This is a genomic window from Myxococcales bacterium (assembly GCA_016720545.1).
Lineage (GTDB): Bacteria > Myxococcota_A > Polyangia > Polyangiales > Polyangiaceae > JAAFHV01.
This window is the reverse complement of record JADKKK010000009.1, coordinates 273,074-292,995: the sequence shown is the minus strand read 5'-3', so window position 1 is coordinate 292,995 and position 19,922 is coordinate 273,074. Positions and strand designations below refer to the sequence as shown.

Sequence of the window (19,922 nt, the reverse complement as noted above, 5' to 3'; positions counted from 1 at the left end):
CCGCGCGCGAACGGGAGCAGCCTGCACATCCGTCACCCAAAGTGTTTGACTCAGACAGGGGCTACTGGTCCTATGGCACGGACTCGGTTCGGATAGGCACCGCTCTCGAGTTTCGTAGTGGGTTACGGCGGTCTAGAGCGGAGTCCCGATGCGTTGGCTACACCTGAGCGATCTTCACGTTGGAAATCCGAGCGCGCAGCAGCAAACGGCGCTCGCATCCCTTGTTGCCGCTATCGCTCAGGCAAGCGCGAGCATGAAGATCGACGGCGTGCTGATTAGCGGTGACCTCGCGTTCTCAGGCCAAGCCGATGAGTACAAATTGTTCGACCAGCTGGTGCTGACGCCGTTGCTCGCGCTCACTGCATTTGACCGGGCGAAGGTTTTTGCAGTTCCCGGGAATCACGATATCGAGTGCGCCCAGGTCGATCCCATCCAATGGATGGGAATAGGAGGCGAGCGCCAGAAGCGTTATTTCGACGAGGATCAACACGGCGCTCGTGTACGGCAGCCACGCGCGAGAGGCTTTGCCCCGTACTCCGCGTTCGTCCGCGATGGCCGCGTATTCTCCCCGCGCCCGGACGAGGAGGTTTCTGCACAGCATCTGATTGATGCGGAAGACGTGCGCCTACAAGTAGTATGCACGAACACGGCATTCTTCTCAGACAAGGACCCGACCGTTCGCGAGTACGAATTTCTGCCGGCACCGACTGCCTCCATCCGGCACCGATTGCTCGTCGTCCCAGACTGCGATGTTCGTCTCGTCGTTGGTCATCACCCAATCGAGTGGTTTCTTCACGAGCACCGCGAATCCTTCAAGAGCATGCTGGTCCAGAACAATGCCGTGTACTTGCATGGTCACGAGCACGATATTCGCGCCCGCTTTGGCGGAGAAGGCATCTTGTCGATTGGCTTTGGCGCAGCGTACCAAGACAAGCAGGACCCAGACCCCGCAAATCGGAATTGGTATCGAAATTCGTTCGCGATATTTGAGCTCGCCGATGCGTTCCACGTCGTCTTCTACGAGTGGGACCCCAAGAATGGCCGATGGGTCATGGCCACTAGCCTGCCCTCCGAGTTTCAGAAGCCAAGTCACATTCTTTCTGGGGGCTATGCGCTGTCAATGGCTCGGTCGCGGCTAAATGCTTCGAAGCAACCCACCCAGCGTCCTACGCCGCAGCCTCGGCAGATATGCGCCCTCGGCAACCTGTCAGTCGCGGACTGGCAAGCCGTCATCACGCAGGGGCACCTGGTGGACCAGCGTGACTTAGAACCCGGGGCGCTCCAGCATGCGCCCAACGAGAATCCGGTTACCCTCGTCTACCAGACGACTTCGGGTCGTCATATGATTCGCTGTATTCAGTCTCGAAGTGAAACCATATCGAAAACGCAGGTTGAGTCGTGGAATAATACTATTGACTACAATTCGCTCCAGTCGCTGACGGTCGTGTCGTTCGGCACCATCACCGAAGACGCGAACACCTCGTATCTTCGCCTGCGCGCGCGCAAACCGCTTCGGATATTGCTCGGAGATGAAGTCGCTAAGGTACTTGGCCGAGTTCTGCCGAGCGCGCAGGTAGCACGCATGTCGACTTTTGACGGTCGAAATGTGGACGCCAGCATTCTCGCCTTTGAAGGAATTCTCCTCGTGCTTCTGCGCGAGAAGAATGATGCCTGGTTCGAGATCGTTGGACCAGACGGACAGGTTGTGGATGCCGCTCACCCCGCGGTTCGCGAAACGCGAGCGGTCGAGACAGAACTTAGCCGGGCCGACTATTGTCCAGACAGGGCTGACGTGACGGAAGCGTCGACGACGTCGGCTACCGCTCGAGAGTTTGATCGTGCAGCGTACCTTTCGCGCTGCCATGCCGAGTTCAACTCAGCTCGATACACAGCACTTGCCGCAATTGGGATTCGCCTGCCGGATCTGCCTTTGGATGCGCTCTACGTCCAGGCCACCGCCGAGTCAGGTGAGCAGGCGGGGCGGAGAGCCACATTGAGCAGGTCGATTGACGACATGCTCGATCGCCTCGGTCTAAAAGGAGCGTTGCGCTATCAACTCGAGACCGAGATGAAGCGCGCCTATGGACTCGCTAGCGCCCCCGAGACTTCTGGAGCGCGCCTTCTGTATCAGGAGTACGGGGCGATCTGCGTGCAGGGCGATCCGGGCTCCGGGAAGACTTGCTTCGCGAAGTCCGAGTTGTTGGCGTATTGCAGGCCGCCTGGGACTGAGGCTGCGTGGTACGCGAAGCACGTGCCGGTCTACGTCCCTCTGTCGGCAGTGATTCGGCGCCAAGATGGCGAGGTCGACATCCTTCGCGCTGCGATCGATTCAGCGACGACCCGTGGCCTGCCGCTTCGCCGACAGGACCTTGAACGTCTACTCAAGTCGGGTGAGGTAGCGTTCTTCTTTGACGGACTCGATGAGGTCGTGTCGGTCGAAGCGCGCTCCAAGGTGGTCGCTCAGATCGCAACGTTGCTTGAGGTCGGGCTGGCGTCCGGGAATCGGTTCGTAGTGACCACGAGGCCGGCCGCGGCGCAGGTTGTCGAGTTGCCTTCTCAGCTAAAGGACATCCACTTGTGCGGCCTCAGTTCCGAGGAACAACGCGCGTTGGCTGGACGGGTGCTGCGCGCGCGGGTTGCCGAGGAGGCGGGAGAGATCGCGTTCGCCCAGACGCAACTCAGTATCAAGGACGAGGCCGTGGTCACGCAGATTGTGCAAGACGTCGCGCAGAGTGCTGGGTTGCGACGGCTCGCGACGAACCCACTATTTCTTACGCTATTGGTCTTCATTGGTGCCAACAGCGGCCGACCTTCAGCGCGACGCCACGGGTCTATGCCGAGGCCGTTCGTACGCTTGCGATCGTGCGTAGTCGTATGGCCGGACACCACGTGATATCGGAGGGCGACCTTCGCCAGCGTATTGGCGCGCTCGCACTGCATATGTTTAGAGACAATGAATCTTCTATTGCGTCGCGTGGGGATGCAGTGTCGGTGCTTCAACGATCGATGAGTGATGCTCTTGGAACGGTCGTTCCGGACTCGGACGCGGCCCGCTTTCTTCAAGAGGTTGCGGAGTCCACCGGTCTTCTTGTTGTGAACAACGGTGGGTCGCCTCAGCAGGCGGACACCGTCACGTTCATGCACCAGTCATTTTTGGACTACTTCGCAGCACTGGGACTCGCTGCGTGTGACTATGTTCTTGCCGTACGGCAAGGGTTATCCGAAGAACCCCGTTGGAGGGAGGTGTTGGAGTTACTGTGCGGAATTGTCAGTGACTACGGGGATATATCTCCGGTAATAGAGGCCTTGCTGGAGAGAAAGGATCCCAGCGACAAGCTAACGCTGGCGGGAGTGCTGATATCGTTGGACTATGCATTAGAGTGCGAGGTCCCGCCTGAGCGTGTTCAACGCTTGCTGCTTGCTTCGGTGACACAAGCCGTCGAAGCCGGGGTGCTTCGCCACGACCCCGGACTGCGCGAGCGGGTAGCGGAGCGCCTTGGTCGCCTAAGTGGAGCGACGGCCAGTCCCCTGATAGTACAATTCTTGGTAAACGGTCTGAACTCAGCAGCGGATGGATCAGCTGCATTCTTCGTTGAATCGCTGGGGCATGTCGCTCAGCAAGTCGAGTTGACCGAAAAGCTTCTGGTTCCATTCGAGGAGGTATGCAAGCGACGAGATCCGTTGATTTTGGCTGCTGTATGCGCCGCAATGGTGAGAAGTACTCAGTTGCGCACCGATGCATCTTTCCTAGCTGCGCGGGCTGCCTTTGACGGGCCCGTCCCCGCGCGCGCCTCGCTGCCGCACGTGCGGCTGCGGCGAGTACGCCGATAGCTACCTATTTGTGGGGGGCGCTCCTGACGTGCATGCGGGAGTCAAGTGGGGTGGTCGCCTCTGTCTGTGCCGAGGCGATTCTGTCGGCGGGGGTTCAGTCCGATAGTCTTGATGAGGATACGGAGCGGCTCCTGCTGGAGACCCTTCGGACGGCGGACGGGGAATTGGCGTATGAGCAGCAGTCGTCGAGGAATGATGTGCTTGAGCGGACCGCGGTCGACGAGAGGTTGTCCTCGCCGGTTGGGCAAAAGCGGGTACTCGCTATTCGAATGCTGCCATTGCTTAGGAACGAAGATGTGTTTGTTGCTGAAAGGATTCGGGCATTTCTTCGGGCCCCCCACACAGGGCACGACGAGATGGTAGCGGTGTTGTCCGTGATTCAGAAGTCGCGAACGATTCATCGACTTCTCAAGATCGCCGACGTTGATTACATTCGGACGTTGTTGTTGGCAGCTACGAGGGATGTGAGAATCGCTGCATGTCGGGTGTTGGCAACGATCGGCACCGGTAGTCCGTCGCCTGGAGCGGTGATCGATGAATTGCTTGAGTATGTGGCAAGCCATCCGATCGGAGAGGAATTCGCCGTGGGTGTTTGGGCGCTTGGCCGGTTGGCTCCCCGTGAGACCCAGGTAGCGAGATGCCTCACGGATGCCGTTGCCAAGAGCTTGGAGACTGAGCGCTCGGCAACCAAGGACCGCATCGCTGAACTTCGCGCGAAGGACCGCATCGCCGCGCTTCGCGCGTGCCAGGCGTTGGATGGCGTGGCGTCAAGAGAACTTGTCGAGAAACTCCGAAGTTCGGTGCGAAGTTATAAGTGGGACGCTGAGACGCGGCAAGAGGCTCTATTGACGAGTGCCCACGTCGAGCCTATGACTCCGGGCCTGCTCCGGTTCATTAACGTGTTTATCGAACAACCTGTTCCTGCTCTTGGGAACGCACCTGCGAGGGCGCTCATGATCGGCGTGGAGCGCTGCAAGCGCCGGGTTGAGGACGTCCGGCGCGTGTTCGGTGCGCTTCAAAGGTCGGAAGCGCTTTTGGTCGAGCACTACACCGCCTTTCGTAGTGCAGTGGTTGCCGAAATGGGTGAGTCAGCCGTTCCGGCAATTAGGGAGGCGCTCGAGGAGATTCGCGCACTTCTTGTCGCATACCGTGAATTCGCAGAGCGAAGTAGCCTCAACGCGTCGTCGCCATTGGTTAGCTAGATAGCTAGTTTCGTTAGCGTCAGGTTCCGTGGCGTGCCGCATCATGGCGAAGCGCTCGACGATCGGGAACGCTCAGCGGCTCAGGGTCCTTGTGAGGTAGCGCTACCGAGCCCGCTTTGGGTCTGCCGTCAAGGCACGCCAAATCTCCTGCGGCCGTCATCCGTTCAGGTCTATGCTCCCTCGCCCATGCCCCCGAAGGGTCGCCTCCCTCTCAACGATCGACGCACGGTCCTCAAGCAGCTCTCCCGCGACCGCCTCGCCGAGCTGACGACCCGCTTTGGCCTGGTATTGGGCCTTGAGGTCCGACCGAAGGTCCACCGACGCCCACGTCGAGGCCATCGTCCGCAAGCGCTCGTTGCCCTTCCGCTCCGTCCTCGAAGCGCTGCCCTCGGGCGAGCTCAAGGCCATCAGCCACGCCCTCCACGGCTCGAGCGGTGGCGACAAGGCCGCGCTCATCGATCGCCTCCTCGGTATCGTGGCTGAGCCCGCCGAGGGCGCCGCGCCTGAGGACGGCGCGCCTCGCGCCAAGGGTGCGGCCACCGCCCCACAGAGCGACAACGCCCTCAAGTCGCACCTCCGCCGCTTCGTGCTCGAGGGCGCGGGCGGGTTTCGCGGGCGCGATCCGGCGGGCACCTTCACCACGAAGCTCCTCGAGTGCTTCGGCTGGCCCGGCGGGAAGCCGCTCGAGGCGACCCTGCCGGCCGAGCTCGCCGTGGTCGACGGCGGGCAACGCGCGACGCGCGGCGTGGCGCTCCTGTGGAGCTCGCGGCGCTTGCTCGTCGAGGTGGTGAACCACGACGTCATGCTCGACTACGCGTGGAAAGACCTGCTCCGCGTGTGTCTCCAGGTCAACCCGGTGCCCCAGTACGTGGTGCTCACGAACCAGCGCGATCTGCAGCTCTACGACCTCGCCCGTGACCGCGCCGCGCCGCGGCTCGCGATCCCGGTCGACGATCTGCCCAAGTACAGCGAGGCCTTCCCGTTTCTCTCGCCGACCTGGGTGCCCGGCACCACGCCGACCATCATCAACGTCTCGAAGGTGTCCGGTGAGGTCGCCGAGCTCGTCGCGAAGCTGTACCGCAGCCTCAAGCAGCAGCACCCGGAGCGCGAGCGGGACGTGGTCCAGTTCAGCCTCCAGTGCATCCTCACGATGTTCGCGGAGGACATCGGGCTCCTCCCCCAGGAGTACTTCACCACGCTCCTCTACGAGGGCGCCCGCCACGGCGACGTGGAGAAGCGCCTCGCCGATCTGTTCCGGCTCATGAGCACACGCGACGCTCCTGGTGGGAGCGAGCGCGAGCGTGCGGTCCCGTTCTTCAACGGGGGGCTCTTCAGCAAGCCGGTCACCGTGCCCCTCGGCGAGGCGCAGCTCGCGGCGCTCACCAAGGCGTCCGAGGCGAACTGGAAGTACGTCGATCCGCACATCTTCGGCAGCGTCTTTCAGGGCATCATGAACGACGCCGAGCGCCACAAGAGCGGCGCGCACTACACCGCCCACGACGACATCATGCGCGTGGTCGGGCCGACGATCGTGGAGCCGTGGCGCGCGCGCATCCGCGAGGCCAAGACCAAAGACGAGCTCCTCGCCGTGCGCGCGGAGCTCCTCGCCTTTCCGCGTGCTCGATCCGGCCTGCGGCAGCGGCAACTTTCTCTACATCGCGTTCCGCGAGCTCTACAAGCTCGACACCGAGCTGCTCGTGCGGCTGCTGAAGGAGTTCCCGTCGACGCAAGGGCAGGGCAAGGGGAAAGTCTCGTGGGGCGCGGGTATCCAGGCGTCGCGCTTCTACGGAATCGACATCAACCCCTTCGCCGTGGAGCTGGCCAAGGTCACGCTCAACATCGCGAAGAAGATCGCGTTCGACGAGCGCCGCGAGGTCGCGGCCGACTACGTGGGGCAGATCGAGATCGACGTGGACCCGTCGCTGCCGCTCGACAACCTGGACAAGAACATCGTGTGCGCGGATGCGTTGTTCACCGAGTGGCCCGAGGTGGATGCGATTGTCGGGAATCCGCCGTTCTTGGGAGACCGAAAGATCCGCGGCGAGCTGGGCGCCGACTACATCCGCAAGCTCCAAGGCACGTCAGGCATCGAGGGAGTGGTCGACCTCTGCTGTTACTGGTTCCGGCGTGCTCACGACAGGCTCAAGCCGGGGAGCCGCGCGGGCCTCGTCGGGACGTGGGATTCGCGTGGGCAAGGCGCGTGAAGCCTCGCTCGACTACGTGGTCGTGAACGGCGGCACCATCACGAACGCCGCGTCCCGGCTTTGGCCTGGAGACGCAGCTCTCGACGTCTGATGGTGAACTGGGTCAATGCAACTATCGCAAGGGCCCCATCATCTCTTTGGTAGCGGACGACGTCTTCAACCTGCCACGGATTGAAACCAACCTAGAAATCGGCGCCGACCTGAGCGCAGCGACAAGACTCGAAGCAAAACAAAAACGGCACTGCGATGGGCGTAATTTTCGGCTCTGGCGGCCTTTCGCGCAAGGTCGAAGAAGAATCTCTCGGGCTTTTCAGTTGACTCTCTGATCGCATCCCTGCGGCTCGTTTTGGCGGGCCCGTGACCTGCTGCGCGGAACGTCGGCCCCCCGACTATTGCCTCTACCTGGTCGACTGCCAAGACGAGGGCGGGGCTCGAACAGCCTCTGGCGCGTACACGCACCTTCGGAGACGGTATTCCGTTTGTAAAGAGTCGGGCGACAGCCGGAACGGAGACGCACCACTATGAGCGCTGGCTTCGTACCTGGTGGCAACCACGCGAACCGAGCCGCAGGTTCTTTTCGGAGGTTGCTCGGCATCGACGCACGATCGCGTGCGCGAGCCCGCAGGCTCGGCCGATCTTCACGCTTCTCTCGACAACCTTCGTCCCCACCAACACGCTTCAAGTCTTTGCCTTCGACGATGACTACAGCTTCGGCGTCATCCAGTCCGATTCCCACTGGGCGTGGACCAAGGCGAAGGGAGGAAAGGTTCGATCCGACATCCGCTTACGAGCGGCGTTTATCCACCTTCCCGCCCGGCCCCAAGAGCGGAACCCGAGGTCGTCGCTGTGGCCGAATCCGCGCGCAACCTACGCAAGGTCCGCGACACGCTCATGAGCGACAACGGCTGGTCCCTCCGCGCGCTCTACCAGGCCGCCGAGATCCCCGGATATCACCCGCTTAAGGCCGCGCAGGCCGCCCTCGACGAGGCGGTGCGCCGCGCCTACGGCATGCCCGACGGCCAAGAGCCCACCGAGTTTCTCCTCGAGCTGAACAAGCTCGTGGCCGAGGACGAAGCCGAGGGGCGCGAGGTGCAAGGGCCTGGCGTCCCACGCGGGATCGATCCGGAAGGACCCGCGCCTCACTGACTGCATCGAGCCGCCGAAGGGGCCGAGCTGAACGGCACCCGAGGTGAGTCTCACACGAGCTGATCAGACGACGGCGTCGGGTCCGGGCCGGTCACTTCACACTCTACTTCACATCCCGGCGGGGAGCGCCTAGGTTATCGCCATGAGCGACACCGTGGACCCGCTCGTCGCCCCGCCGCCTGCCGAGGTTCCCCTTAAGGACGCCCCGTTGGTTCGCGTCATCGCGCAGCTCCGCTTCCCGGAGATCCTCTCCGTCGAGCAGCGAGAGTTCGTCGCGCCGTTCCAAGAGGCGATCCGGCCCACGTACGCGGTGCTTCGGCAAGAGCAGACCCAGGGGGTCGTGGTCGGCCCCGCCGGCGTCGCGCTCGCCGTCAAGCCGCAGACCGCGTGGCGGTTCAGCGATGCGGCCGGCCAGTGGCGGGTCTCGCTCACCCCGGACTTCCTGGCGCTGGAGACCACCAAATACGTCAGCCGTGAGGACTTCTTCGGCCGGCTCAGGTCGCTCGTGCAGGCGCTCGGTGAGCACATCGAACCCGGCCAGATCGATCGGCTCGGGGTGCGGTACATCGATCGCATCACGGGCGACGCCATGGCCGACCTGTCGAAGCTCGTGCGGTCCGAGGTACGGGGCATCGCGGGAACGATCGCGGCGACCCACACGGTCCACGCCATGGCGGAGTCGAGCTTCGAGCTCCCCGGCGCTCGCGTGCTGGCGCGCTGGGGCGTGCTTCCTCCGAACGCGACGGTCGATCCCTCCGCGATCGAGCCCGCGAACGAGAAGAGCTGGCTCCTCGACCTCGACATGTTCAGCTCGGCTCCGATGGCGTTCGACGTCGAACATGTCGTCGCCGAGGCGCGACGGTACGCCGAGCGAATCTACACCATCTTCCGCTGGGCCGACTGACGACTTCCTCGCAAGGTACGGAGGTGAGCGATGAGCGACCTTGCGCTTCCCCCCTTCGGGTCGACGTCGGCCGCCGGCGCGATGCTTATTCGCCAGGTTCGCGACCCCTTGCTCGTGGGGTGCATGCTCGCTGGGCTCGGTACCCGGCGGACGCTCCACTTCTGGGCAAGCGGCAAACCCATGGCAAGGAGCAACGAGGAGCACCTCCAGCGCGTGCTCGCGGTCGTTCGGAGGGATCGCGGCTCGGCGAGCAAAAACCGGACGCTCCTGCTCGGTCCGCATGAGGGCGCGGCTGAGGACGGGACGGTGCCCCTCGACCTGCTGGCCACTGGCGACTACGAGAGCGTGGTCAGGATGCTCGGCCCTGGCGAAGCACGCAGGGCCGCGCCCGTCGCGAAGCTCTCGGCCGAGGCGCGCGCTGCGCGAGCCCCGGTCCCTCCGGCGGAGCTCGTCTCCGCCCTTCACGATCGGATCCATCCGACCAGTGGTCGCCTTCTGGGGGCAAAGGCGATCGTGACTTCTCGGAGGAAGTAAGTGGCGACGCTCTCCGCCGACTCCGACGAGGCGAAGCAAACGGATGCCGCTCTCCAGGACTGGCGTCAGGGCGATCTGGCGCTCGACGAATCATGGTTCGTGCACGTGGGCGACGCCACCATGCCCCTCTCAGAGACGGCCGCGGAAGCCGAGGGATCAGGCGCTCAGGCGCTGACGTCTGAGGTGTACGGCTGATTCGTCACGCAGACCCAGGACAGGCCGCGCCTGCACGAGCCGGCCGACATCGAGGTAGCCCCGCTCGTGCAGGTCACCGAGGACGAGCTGCACAACGTGAAGCGCGGACGGCGCCCCTCCCACGCGACGTTGCCGAGCCTCGAGAAGGCCCGCCTCGTCGCGGATCTCGATCGTGTGATGACCGTGGAAAAATCGATCGTCGCGAAGTGGAAGCGAACGCCGGGAACCACGGACGACGCGGACGGTCGCGCCTTCGCCCAGGCTCTCGCACGCAAGCGGGTTCGCCTTCCCCGATGACTTCACGGCATTCGCCAGGAAGCTGCAAGGTCGCCTCGGTGACAAGCACGACAAGAACTCCGACGAGGGACGAGGACTGCGGGCGCTGCGCGAGCTCCGAGTGCGTGCGGCCCCCTCCTGGGATGCTTCTGAGGTCGACCTCTTCTTCTGGTTCATCCGCAACCCGGAGGACGCGACCTTCGAAGGAAAGAGCTGGCCAGCGCTCCTCAACGGGTGGTTGAGGCTGGTCCCCGCGATCGGTCGCTTCATGAATGTCGAGGGGCAGGTCGTCACGCTGCGCGACATGACGGCCGAGGACTACGTCGAGAGCGACCCGCTCGATCTCGATCACCTTTCGACGGCGCAGCCGCCGCAAGGGAGCTCCGAGCGCATCGAGCCGCCGGTCACGCCGACGACCTGAGGGGGAACGAAGCCATGGCCGAGTCGATCGACACGAACGCGCAGCTCCACAAGCTCTGGGACGAGACCAAGAACGGCGCACCCGGACAGGTCCTCCTCCGGAGCTTTCGCGCGGCGTGGTGGCGCTGCGCGAAGGGCCACGCCTTTCAGCGCTCGCCGCGCGCCATGCTGAGCGATCCCTCGTGCCCCGACTGCCAGCGCGGGCCAACCCAGCGGTCGTTCGCCAAGGCTCGCCCGGGTCTCGTGCCGCTCTGGAACGTCGACAAGAACGGCGGGCTCTCGCCGAGCGACGTGGACGCGATGCACACCGGGAGCACCTGGTGGCGCTGCGACAACGGACACGACTACCAGCGCTCGCCGCTGCTCATGGTGCGCGACGACAGCTGCCCGGTGTGCGCCGTGGCCGAGCGCTCGCTCGCCGTCACGAACCCCGCGGTGGCCGCCGACTGGCACCCGATCCGCAACGGCGACGTCGCGCCCACCCAGGTGGACGCGGACCACGTGATGAACGCGTGGTGGCAGTGCCCCAAGGGCCACGAGTACCAGGCCACGGTGCGGTCGCGTGCGCGCGGCAACCGCAGGTGCCCCACGTGCTACGGCGGCTGGTCGATCGAGAGCCTGCGCGCGTTCGTCAAGTCGCTGCTCTCGCACGTGCGCGCGCTGAACCCGAGCGAGCTCTTCGCCCTCGCCATGCAGGCGGGCGCCTTCGCCGACAAGGAGTCGAGGCCGTTCGTGATGGCCATCTCGACAGGCAAGTTCCCCGGCGCGGAGCTCGAGAAGGTCGCGGGAGGGGAAGCCCTCGCTGGTGGACGACTTCGCTTCGAACAAGGACTTCTCCCTCGAGATGGTCGACGGGCGCATGAAGGTCCCCGAGGACCGCCCGTCCGAGCCGGTCGATCCGTTCGCGCTCCCCGACGCGCCCGAGCCGCTCGACGGCCCGGAGACGGTCGACGTGGACGTCAGCCGCGAGGTCGACGCGACGGGTGCCGCGAACGCCGCAGCGACGGCCGAGGCCGACGACGAGATGCCCCTCGTGAAGACGCGCGACGCGCTCGCCGCGCTCGACAGCGTGCTCATGGCGAACGCCGACGCGGAGACCGTGAAGTTCTTGCTCGACAGCGCCAAGGCCAAGCTCTGGCGCCACGCGTACGTCGATCCGGCCGAGGCGCGCGAGCAGGCCACGGCCTTCAAGGGCGACGTGTACTCGGCGCTCGTGCGCGACCGCTTCGTCACCGAGCTCGACGAGGCCGACGCGCTGGAGCTTCCGGCGGGGTACGCGTTTCGCCCCTCGGTGGGCGCGCTCATCACTCCGCCGAACCTGATGCAGCGCCGCGTCGCGGTCTCGGTGCGCAACGAGCGGCGGTTCGGCAACTGGTCGGGCATGGGCGCGGGAAAGACCCTGAGCGCGATCGTGGCCACCCGCGTGGTGGGCGCCTCGCTTACCCTCATTTGCTGCCCGAACGCCGTGGTCGAAAACTGGGAGCGAGAGATTCTCGAGGCCTTCCCCGCCTCGTCCGTGGCCACGAAGACGTGGCACCCCGAGTGGTCCGATCCTCACGGGAAGACGCCGCGGTACCTCGTCTTGAACTACGAGCAGTTCCAGCAGCCCACGTCGGAGCAAGAGCTCGTCGGCTTCCTCGAGAAGAACGTCATCGACTTCGTGGTCGTCGACGAGATCCACTACGCGAAGCAGCGCGACGCCGGCGCCGAGATGTCGAAGCGAAAGCGCCTGGTGCAGGGCCTCATCTTGGAGGCCGGGAAGAAGAACGCGGATCTCTGCGTGCTCGGCATGAGCGGCACGCCGGTGATCAACACGCTGCAAGAGGGCAAGAGCCTCGTCGAGATGATCACGGGCCACCGCCACGACGATCTCGAGACGCGCGCCACGGTGCAGAACTGCATGCGCCTCTACCAGCGGCTCGTCACCCTCGGGACGCGCTGGAAGCCCGACTACAAGATTCAGCTCGACGAGCTCCAAGAGGACATCGACTGCGAAGCGGAGCTGGACGAGATCCGCCAGCTTGGTCGCAGCAAGGCCTCGACGCTCCAGCTCGAGCAGGTGCTCACGCGGCTCCGCATGCCGAAGATCCTGGCGCACATCGCCGCTGGCGAGAAGGTGCTCGTCTACACGCACTACGTCGACGGCATCGCGAACGAGCTGCGCGAGGCCATCGACACGGCGGGCTATCGCGCCGGCATGCTCACGGGCGAGACCGACGACGCCGATCTGAAGGAGTTCTTGAAGGCCGACGGCACGGTGGACGTGCTCGTCGGCTCGAGCCGCATCGGCACGGGGGTCAACGGCCTCCAGTACGTGTGCAACAAGCTCATCATCAACGTGCTGCCTTGGACGAACGCCGAGTACGAGCAGCTCGTGGGGCGCCTCTTCCGCCAGGGGAGCCGCTTCGACAAAGTGCGCGTGGTCATCCCGGTCACGTTCGCGGTGGTAAACGGCGAACGCTGGTCCTACTGCGAATCGAAGCTGAACCGGCTCGAGTACAAGAAGTCCATCGCCGACGCGGCCGTCGACGGCGTGGTGCCCGAGGGCAACCTGCGGACGCCGAGCCAGGCGCAGCAGGACATCATGGACTGGCTCGCCCGCCTCGACCTCGGCCGGATCAACGAGGTGGCCCGGCCGGCCATCAAGATCCCGCTCTCGGGCGAGCCGACCGAGGTGGCCCGTCGTGTCGCGAAGTACGGCGACTTCGCGAGGATGAACAACCGCTGGTACACGTCGGCGAGCGACGCGACGCACGCGCGCCTCTCGGCGAGCCCGGAGGAGTGGGCGCACTACCACACGATGTACCGGCAGCTCCGCGAGTCGTGGCCGGTGGTGCCCTTCAAGGAAGAGATCCGCTGGCTCTCCGAGCCCGGGCTCGGGGCTCGTCGTCGGCGACTTCGGCTGCGGCGAGGCGCTTGTGGGTAAGGCGGCCTCGGAGGCCCACCGAGTGCACAGCTTCGACCACGTGGCGGTCGACGAAAGCGTCGTCGCGTGCGACATCGCCAAGGTGCCGCTAGAAGACGGAGCGCTCGACGTAGCGATCTTCCGCCTCTCGCTCATGGGCAAAACTTCACCGACTACATCCGCGAGGCGCACCGGTGTCTTCGACTCGATGGTCAGCTCCACTTTGGGAGCCCACGAGCTACTTCGAGGACGTCGCGACGTTTTGCGCTGCGCTCGCCCGCCTCGGATTCGACGTCATGTCCCGGGAGTCGGAGGGCGCGTTCACGCGAATTTATGCGGTGAGGAACGCGAAGAAGGCGGACCCGGACGTGGTGCTGCCGTTCCGGGGGTTGGGGAGGTAGGGCCGCCGAGCGGGTGCGCCTCCTCCACGAACCCGACGATCGCGAGCTGGATGGCGTCCTGCAGTCCGATGCCGCGGACCTCGGCCCAGGAAGCGAGCGGCCCGAGCACCTCGCGATCGATGTGAAGAGCCTCGAGCACGACGAACCGGCCACACGGGGAGACTTTCATGAGCGCGGGTGGTGCACGTCGCGTACCGGACTTCGGACGCGGAAATGCGCTGAATTTTGGATCGGTGGGGTGACCCGGACGGATCTTGGGGTGTCCAAGGACGGTACGATGCCGGGGGAACCCGGTGGGGCGCGAGCAGGTCTGAGGCTCGCGTGTGCGTGTGCGTGCGCGGCTGCGAGCGCGGCTGCGGCCGGGGTCGGAGGCATGCGGCCGCCCGTGCCGTGCTCACGCGACGCGCGACGCGCGGCCCGCCCAAGGCCGCACACGCACACGCGAGCCCCACACGCCAGCCCCACACGCGAGCCCCAAGTCCCGGCCGCGACGCGCTTCGTGATCCCCGAAGGGGGACTCGCAGCCGCACACGCAGCCGCAAGCCGCAGCCGCACACGCAGCCGCGAGCCCCAAGCCCGGAACCCCAGCCGCGACGCGCTTCGTGATCCCCGAAGGGGGACTCGCAGCCGCACACGCACACGAGCACGCGGCGCCGCACTCCGCGGAGCCCATCGCGGCCACCTCCACGCCCGCCTCCTTGCCCTACGTCCCGGGCCGCGACCAACGCGCACACGCCGCGCCAACGCCCCAACTCCGCGCTCTCCACCCACGTCGGCGTCGTCACGGCGTCTGCGCTCGGGGGTCGAGGCCCGGGACTCCGGGCAAGGAGGCTCTACTCATGCGATTTGCCCATCACAAACTCGACGCGTTCCACGTGGCCCGCTCCGCACTCTGCGCCGGGGACACCCTCGTCAAAAAGCTCCCCCGGGGATACGCCACCCTCGGGGACCAGCTCCGGCGCGCACTTCTCGGCACGTATCTTCAGCTCACGGAGGCCGCCGCACGCGACGGAAACGACCGCCGCCAGAGGTTCCGCCGGGGCCTGCGGGAAGGGCCGAGCGTGCGCGTGCGTGTCCGTCCCGCGGCGGACCCCTCGCTTCCACGACGCGCGGCCCGCGACCGCACACGCAGCCGCGAGCCCCAAGCCCCAGCCGCACACGCAGCCGCGACGCGCTTCGTGATCCCCGAAGGGGACTCGCGGCCGCGCACGAACACGAGCACGCGAGCCAGCTCCCACAAGAGCCCCGCGTCAGCCCTCGCCGCAGCGCATGTAGTCGAGGCCGAACACGTCAACCTTGTTTACCGAACGGCCCAGCAAGAGGCGCGCGCACTCTTGCACGCCCTCGGTGATGGCCGGGTGCGGGTGCACGCAATGATCGATGTCCTCGATCGTGGCGCCGTGGTCGATGAGGAACGCGATGCCCTGGATCGTGCTCGACGCCTGCGGCCCCACGACGCGGAGGCCGAGCACTCGGCCCGGCTCGTCGCGCGAGGCGAGGAGCTTGATGAAGCCGTCGGTGCTGCGCATGGCGATGTTGCGGCAGATGAGCCGGTTGTGGAGCACGCTCACGCGGTACGGCACGCCTCGACGTTTGGCCTGGGTCTCGTTCAGCCCGACCGCCGCCACCTCGGGGCGGAGGAAATAGATCGCAGAGAGCGCCTCGTAGCGGAGGGGCTTGGGATCGAGGCCGAACATGCGCTCGACCGCGTGGCGGCCCTCGAGCTCGGCCACGTTCACGAGCGCGACGTCCATCGTGGTGTCGCCCGCAGCGTAGATGTGGGGCACCGTGACCGAGCGTGAGCCCTCGACCGCGATGCCGCCGTGCTTCTCGAGGGTGACCCCGATGGCCTCGAGGCCGAGGTTCGCGGTGTTCGGCGCGCGGCCCACCGAGATGAGCGCGCGCTCCACCTTGAGCCGTTGCTCCTCGCCCGACGGCCCCGCGATCACGTACTCGACGTGATCGTCGACGAGCGCGAGCGACACGAGGCGCGACTCGCGGTGGACCGTGATGCCCATGTTCGCGAACGACGCGGCGACGACCTCGGCGACGTCGGCGTCCTCGAAGGGCAAGATGCGAGGCTGGCGATCGATGATGTTGATCCTCGTGCGCCCAAAGTTCCCGAAGACGGTGGCGTACTCGCACCCCACGACGCCCGCGCCCACGACCACGAGGCTCTCGGGGAAGCCGGGCAGGTCCTCGATTTGGTCGCTGGTGACGACGCGGTGGCCGTCGACCGTGATGCCCTCGGGCACGCGCGGGTGCGACCCCGTCGCCACGACGAAGTTCGTGGCCTCGTAGCGCGTCGCGTGGCCGTCGGCGTCGGTCACCGAGATCGCGTGCGGCGAGAGGAAGCGCGCCGCGCCGCGCCGCAGATCGACCACGCCGCCGCGGGCGTCCGGCGTCGCGAGCCCCGCGAGCTGGCGAGTGAGCAGCTCCTCTCGCTCGCGCACCGCGGCGCGCACCGAGCCCATCACCGCGCGATAGGAGACCTCGACGTCGCGCGCGCGGTAGCCGCGATCGGTGCGGCACGCGCCGGCGTAGTCGTTGGAGAGGTGCCACATCGTCTTCGACGAGAGCGCCCCCGCGTGCAGGCCAGCCCCGCCCACCCGCCCCTTCTCCACGAGGAGCACGCGCTTGCCGAGATCGTGGGCCCTCATCGCCGCGGCGAACCCGCCAGGCCCCGCGCCGATCACGCACACGTCGTAGGGCTCACGCCGCCCGGCCTCGCTCGCTCCGCTCATCTCCCATTGCTACCAGCATAACCCAGCGTAGGGCGGCCGGCTTCAACGGCACGCGTGGGGCGCACACGCATCACGCGTCGAGCACCAGCTCGACGGGCGCGAAGCCGTCGGCCTCGAACGACGCCTCGGCCTCCTCGAGGCTCACGGCGCCGTGGAAGCCGCGCTGGAGCGTGACCTCGCCCGTGGCCTCGAGCGCGCTGCGCACCACGACCTCGTGGCGCTCGAAGACCGCGTCGAGGTGCGCGAAGCCCGCGCGCGTCACGGCCTCACCGAGGGGAGCCTCCGCGTAGCGCTCGAAGAGGCCGCAGTGGCGCGCCGCCGCGTAGAAGTAGACCACGACGATGGGGCCCGGCCCAAGCGCGCCGCCCGGCAACCGGAGCCGCGCGAGGACCACCGGGGGAGCCTTGCGCGGCCGCAGGCTCGCGAGCGCGACGAGGGCCGGGTTCAAGGTGTCGATCACGGCGCCCACGAGCTCGAGCCGCTCGGGCGCGAGCCCAGGGAGCAGCACGAGGGAGGAGGCGAGCGCGAGCACCCGCTCGGGCTCCTCGGTGACGAGCGCTTGCGCGGTCCACGCGGCGGTCGTGAGGAGCGGCTCCTTGGCCTTCCGAAAGGCGCGCGAGAGGCCCTCGAACGCGCGGTCGGGCGGGCTCATCACGCCCCCCGTGAGGCCGCGTGTCGGCGCTGCCGCGCGCGCGAGAGAGAGCACGGCAGCGGCGCGCGACGCCGGGTCGAGGGCCATGTCCGACCACGTGCATCCTACAGCAATCCACGCGTACGGGAGGGGCAGGCCGAAGCGCGCGGCCTCGGCCACGGCGAACTGAGGGGCGAGCCGCTGGAGGGCGACGTCCTCGACGTCCGCGAGCTCCGTGGGCACGAGCGCCCCCTCCGCGAGCTTCTTGCCGCTGCGGAGCACGAGCGACCGCGCGAGCCGCATCGCGTCTTCGGCGCTCTCCGCCACCCGCAGCGCCACCACCACCTTGGGATCGCGTCGCGCCACGGCGCACCCGACGAGCGCGCCCTCGTGCGCGACCACACACGCCCACGCGACCACCTCGCCTCCGCGCTCGGTGCGCGACGTGGCGACGACGGCGCCGAGGCGCGACGCGTCTTCGAGGACCTCGCGCGCGAACGAGGGCGGGGCTTCAACAGGGGTGGATGGTGGGCTCATGCTTCTCCTCGACTATCACCGCCGGCTCAGAGCCGTGACGCGAACACCACGATCGTGCGACGGTACATTTCGGAGGCGTTCCACCCCTCGAGCGCCTTGAAATTGGCCGTGCCCTCGCCGTACGGCTCGCGCGGTCGCCAGCCGTGGCCCTGCAGGTAGGCCGCCGTGGAGGCGAGCACGTCCGGCGTGCTGCGGAGGAGATCCACGCGCCCGTCGCCGTCGAAGTCGACGCCGAACGCCTCGTACGAGGAGGGCAAGAACTGGGTCTGACCGAGCTCGCCCGCCCACGCCCCGACCATCTCCGGTGCGGTCAGATCTCCGCGCTGCACCAGGCGGAGGGCGGCGACGAGCTCCGCGCGAAACCGCGGCGCGCGGCGGCAGTCGTACGCGAGGGTCGCCAGCGCGCGGAGGCTCGACATCGACCCCGTGTTGGCGCCGAAATCGGTCTCGAGGCCCCAGATCGCGACCACGACCTGGGGCGGCACGCCGAAGCGCGCCTCGACGCGCGCGAGCAGCGGCGCGTGGGCACGGAGCAGCGACCTTCCGCGCTTCACGCGCGCCGGCGTCACGCGCTTCGCGACGAGCTCCTCCAGCGACAGCTTGAAGGCGCGCTGCGACCGGTCGAGGCGCACCACCTCGGGGTCGTACGTGACGCCCGCGAGCGCCGCGCCGACCGTCGCCGGAGAGAGCCCCACCTCGGGCGCGCGGCGCCTGAAGCCCTCGAGCCACGCGTCGAAGCCGCTCTCGGTGTCCCCGCAGCCATCGGCGCTGACGGCGGCCCGCGCGTGGACGGAGGGGCCGTCCTCGAACGAGGTGATGTCGGCCGCGGTCGGCGCGCGCCGCGGCGGTCGCAGCGACGGCGCGCGGGTCGGCGCGTCCGGCGGGGAGCACGCGACCACGAGGAGCATCGCCGCGCTCAGCCCGAGTCGTGCGATCCTCACGCGGGCGAGCGTGCCCGATCATGGCCCCCTCGGCAAACTCGCCGGCGCGGGAACAAGCGGCGGCCCAGGGAGGTTGCGTCGCTGGCAGAAGAAATCGGCCGACGGCGCCTTTACCCAGGCCGGGGTTTGGGTCAGTGTTACGCGCGACATCCGGGGGCTTTGGCCCCCATCGAGGAGCCCCCGTTGCCACCAGCCCAGCGCAAGAAGCTCGACCTCAGAAAGACCCTCTTTCTGCTGCCGAACATGATCACCCTGTCGAGCATCTTCTGCGGGTTCGACTCGATCCGCATCAGCGCCTCCGCCCACAGCGACGACGACTTCTACAAGGCGTCGTTGCTGCTCGTGTACGCGCTCTTCTTCGACATGCTCGACGGCCGCGTGGCGCGACTCACGAAGACGCAGAGCGCCTTCGGCCTGCAGATCGACTCGCTCGCCGACGTGATCTCGTTCGGCGTGGCCCCGGCCATGATGGTGTACAGCTGGTCGCTGCACCAGAAAGGCACGCTGGGCCTCGTCGTGTCGTTCGTGTTCGCCGCGGCCGGCGCGGTGCGGCTGGCCCGCTTCAACGTCCTCAGCATGGGCGAGAACGGTGAGCCGACCACCCCGCCGAAGTACATCGTCGGACTCCCGGTGCCGGGCGCGGCGGGCATTCTCATCTCGATCATCGTGGCCAATCACGCGGTGGCCGGGAAGCTCGCGGGGCCCGAGTACGTGTGGGCGATGATCGGCCTCACGCTCTTCCTCGCGTTCCTGCAGGTCTCCACCATTCGCTTCCGCTCCTTCAAGGACATGAAGCTGAACTGGCGGTCGGTGGGCCTCGTGTTCTTCGCCGTCGGCTCGAGCGTCGTCGTCTCGGTGAAGACCGGGCCCGCGTTCGTGCTCGTGTGGCTCTTGTCCTTCTACATCGTGATCGGCGTGGTCGAGACCCTCGTCACGATCCCCGCGCGCAGGCGCGCCGCCCGCGACGCCGAGCGCCGCGAGGCGCGGCAGACCCCGCCCGCGCCCTGAGGGCTCCCCTCGACCACGCGCCACCGCGCGCGGCGCGTGATCT

At 66.7% G+C, this 19,922-nt stretch carries 15 protein-coding genes and 4 pseudogenes; 13 read left to right on the top strand and 6 right to left on the bottom strand.

Going from position 1 to position 19,922, the window contains the following annotated elements; all coding sequences use genetic code 11:
- The first annotated feature begins 148 nt into the window (after positions 1–148).
- The 3 genes from IPQ09_18710 to IPQ09_18700 are packed head-to-tail and all read left to right on the top strand — an operon-like array spanning position 149 to position 5,033.
- Positions 149–2,893, top strand: coding sequence for a metallophosphoesterase (locus IPQ09_18710; GenBank protein ID MBL0196215.1), 2,745 nt, complete (start codon positions 149–151; stop codon positions 2,891–2,893).
- Positions 2,863–3,831: a hypothetical protein gene (locus IPQ09_18705; GenBank protein MBL0196214.1), complete on the top strand. Its 969-nt coding sequence runs from the start codon at positions 2,863–2,865 to the stop codon at positions 3,829–3,831. The genes IPQ09_18710 and IPQ09_18705 overlap by 31 nt, the downstream gene beginning before the upstream one ends.
- Before the next feature lie 50 nt (positions 3,832–3,881).
- Positions 3,882–5,033 (top strand): hypothetical protein, encoded by a 1,152-nt coding sequence (locus tag IPQ09_18700; protein ID MBL0196213.1) that lies wholly within the window; start codon positions 3,882–3,884, stop codon positions 5,031–5,033.
- A 232-nt stretch (positions 5,034–5,265) separates the two neighbouring features.
- Here IPQ09_18700 and IPQ09_18695 read toward each other — a convergent pair whose 3' ends face one another.
- The gene (locus IPQ09_18695) at positions 5,266–6,678 is read right to left on the bottom strand and encodes a hypothetical protein (protein ID MBL0196212.1); all 1,413 of its coding nucleotides are present in this window, start codon (positions 6,676–6,678) and stop codon (positions 5,266–5,268) included.
- On the opposite strand from IPQ09_18695, the gene IPQ09_18690 reads away from it, so the two are divergent.
- The 6 genes and pseudogenes from IPQ09_18690 (at position 6,650) to IPQ09_18665 (ending at position 10,907) form a co-directional block, all read left to right on the top strand.
- Entirely contained in the window at positions 6,650–7,237 is a 588-nt protein-coding gene (locus IPQ09_18690; protein MBL0196211.1) for a hypothetical protein, read from the top strand. The two genes, IPQ09_18695 and IPQ09_18690, sit on opposite strands and share 29 nt — an antisense overlap.
- 846 nt (positions 7,238–8,083) lie before the next feature.
- Positions 8,084–8,383, top strand: a complete 300-nt coding sequence (locus IPQ09_18685; GenBank protein MBL0196210.1) for a hypothetical protein — start codon at positions 8,084–8,086, stop codon at positions 8,381–8,383.
- 142 nt (positions 8,384–8,525) lie between these two features.
- Positions 8,526–9,321 (top strand): annotated as a pseudogene (locus IPQ09_18680) (TIGR04255 family protein).
- The gene (locus IPQ09_18675; protein ID MBL0196209.1) at positions 9,318–9,821 is read left to right on the top strand and encodes a hypothetical protein; all 504 of its coding nucleotides are present in this window, start codon (positions 9,318–9,320) and stop codon (positions 9,819–9,821) included. Before IPQ09_18680 ends, IPQ09_18675 begins: the two are co-directional and overlap by 4 nt.
- Positions 9,822–10,713: pseudogene (locus IPQ09_18670) on the top strand (hypothetical protein). It abuts the gene before it with no gap.
- 14 nt (positions 10,714–10,727) lie between these two features.
- Positions 10,728–10,907 (top strand): annotated as a pseudogene (locus tag IPQ09_18665) (zinc-ribbon domain-containing protein).
- On the opposite strand, the gene IPQ09_18660 reads toward IPQ09_18665, so the two are convergent.
- Entirely contained in the window at positions 10,859–11,047 is a 189-nt protein-coding gene (locus IPQ09_18660) for a hypothetical protein (protein ID MBL0196208.1), read from the bottom strand. The pseudogene IPQ09_18665 and the gene IPQ09_18660 sit on opposite strands and share 49 nt — an antisense overlap.
- Between IPQ09_18660 and IPQ09_18655 the strand changes: the two are divergent.
- Positions 11,013–11,306 (top strand): annotated as a pseudogene (locus tag IPQ09_18655) (zinc-ribbon domain-containing protein). The gene IPQ09_18660 and the pseudogene IPQ09_18655 sit on opposite strands and share 35 nt — an antisense overlap.
- Here the strand turns inward: IPQ09_18655 and IPQ09_18650 are convergent.
- Positions 11,306–11,455 (bottom strand): hypothetical protein, encoded by a 150-nt coding sequence (locus tag IPQ09_18650; protein ID MBL0196207.1) that lies wholly within the window; start codon positions 11,453–11,455, stop codon positions 11,306–11,308. The pseudogene IPQ09_18655 and the gene IPQ09_18650 sit on opposite strands and share 1 nt — an antisense overlap.
- A 62-nt stretch (positions 11,456–11,517) precedes the next feature.
- Here IPQ09_18650 and IPQ09_18645 point away from each other — a divergent pair, with 62 nt between their 5' ends.
- Together IPQ09_18645 and IPQ09_18640 are read left to right on the top strand one after the other, a co-directional pair.
- Positions 11,518–13,638 (top strand): DEAD/DEAH box helicase family protein, encoded by a 2,121-nt coding sequence (locus IPQ09_18645; protein MBL0196206.1) that lies wholly within the window; start codon positions 11,518–11,520, stop codon positions 13,636–13,638.
- Entirely contained in the window at positions 13,631–14,143 is a 513-nt protein-coding gene (locus tag IPQ09_18640; GenBank protein MBL0196205.1) for a hypothetical protein, read from the top strand. Before IPQ09_18645 ends, IPQ09_18640 begins: the two co-directional genes overlap by 8 nt.
- Before the next feature lie 1,125 nt (positions 14,144–15,268).
- Here the strand turns inward: IPQ09_18640 and IPQ09_18635 are convergent.
- From IPQ09_18635 to IPQ09_18625, 3 genes are all read right to left on the bottom strand, one after another.
- Positions 15,269–16,762, bottom strand: a complete 1,494-nt coding sequence (locus IPQ09_18635) for an NAD(P)/FAD-dependent oxidoreductase (protein MBL0196204.1) — start codon at positions 16,760–16,762, stop codon at positions 15,269–15,271.
- A 70-nt stretch (positions 16,763–16,832) separates the two neighbouring features.
- Entirely contained in the window at positions 16,833–17,930 is a 1,098-nt protein-coding gene (locus IPQ09_18630) for a hypothetical protein (GenBank protein ID MBL0196203.1), read from the bottom strand.
- 26 nt (positions 17,931–17,956) lie between these two features.
- Positions 17,957–18,838: a lytic murein transglycosylase gene (locus IPQ09_18625; protein MBL0196202.1), complete on the bottom strand. Its 882-nt coding sequence runs from the start codon at positions 18,836–18,838 to the stop codon at positions 17,957–17,959.
- Positions 18,839–19,114: 276 nt separating this feature from the next.
- Between IPQ09_18625 and pssA the strand changes: the two genes are divergently transcribed.
- Positions 19,115–19,879: a CDP-diacylglycerol--serine O-phosphatidyltransferase gene (pssA, locus tag IPQ09_18620; GenBank protein MBL0196201.1), complete on the top strand. Its 765-nt coding sequence runs from the start codon at positions 19,115–19,117 to the stop codon at positions 19,877–19,879.
- Positions 19,880–19,922 lie beyond the last annotated feature (43 nt).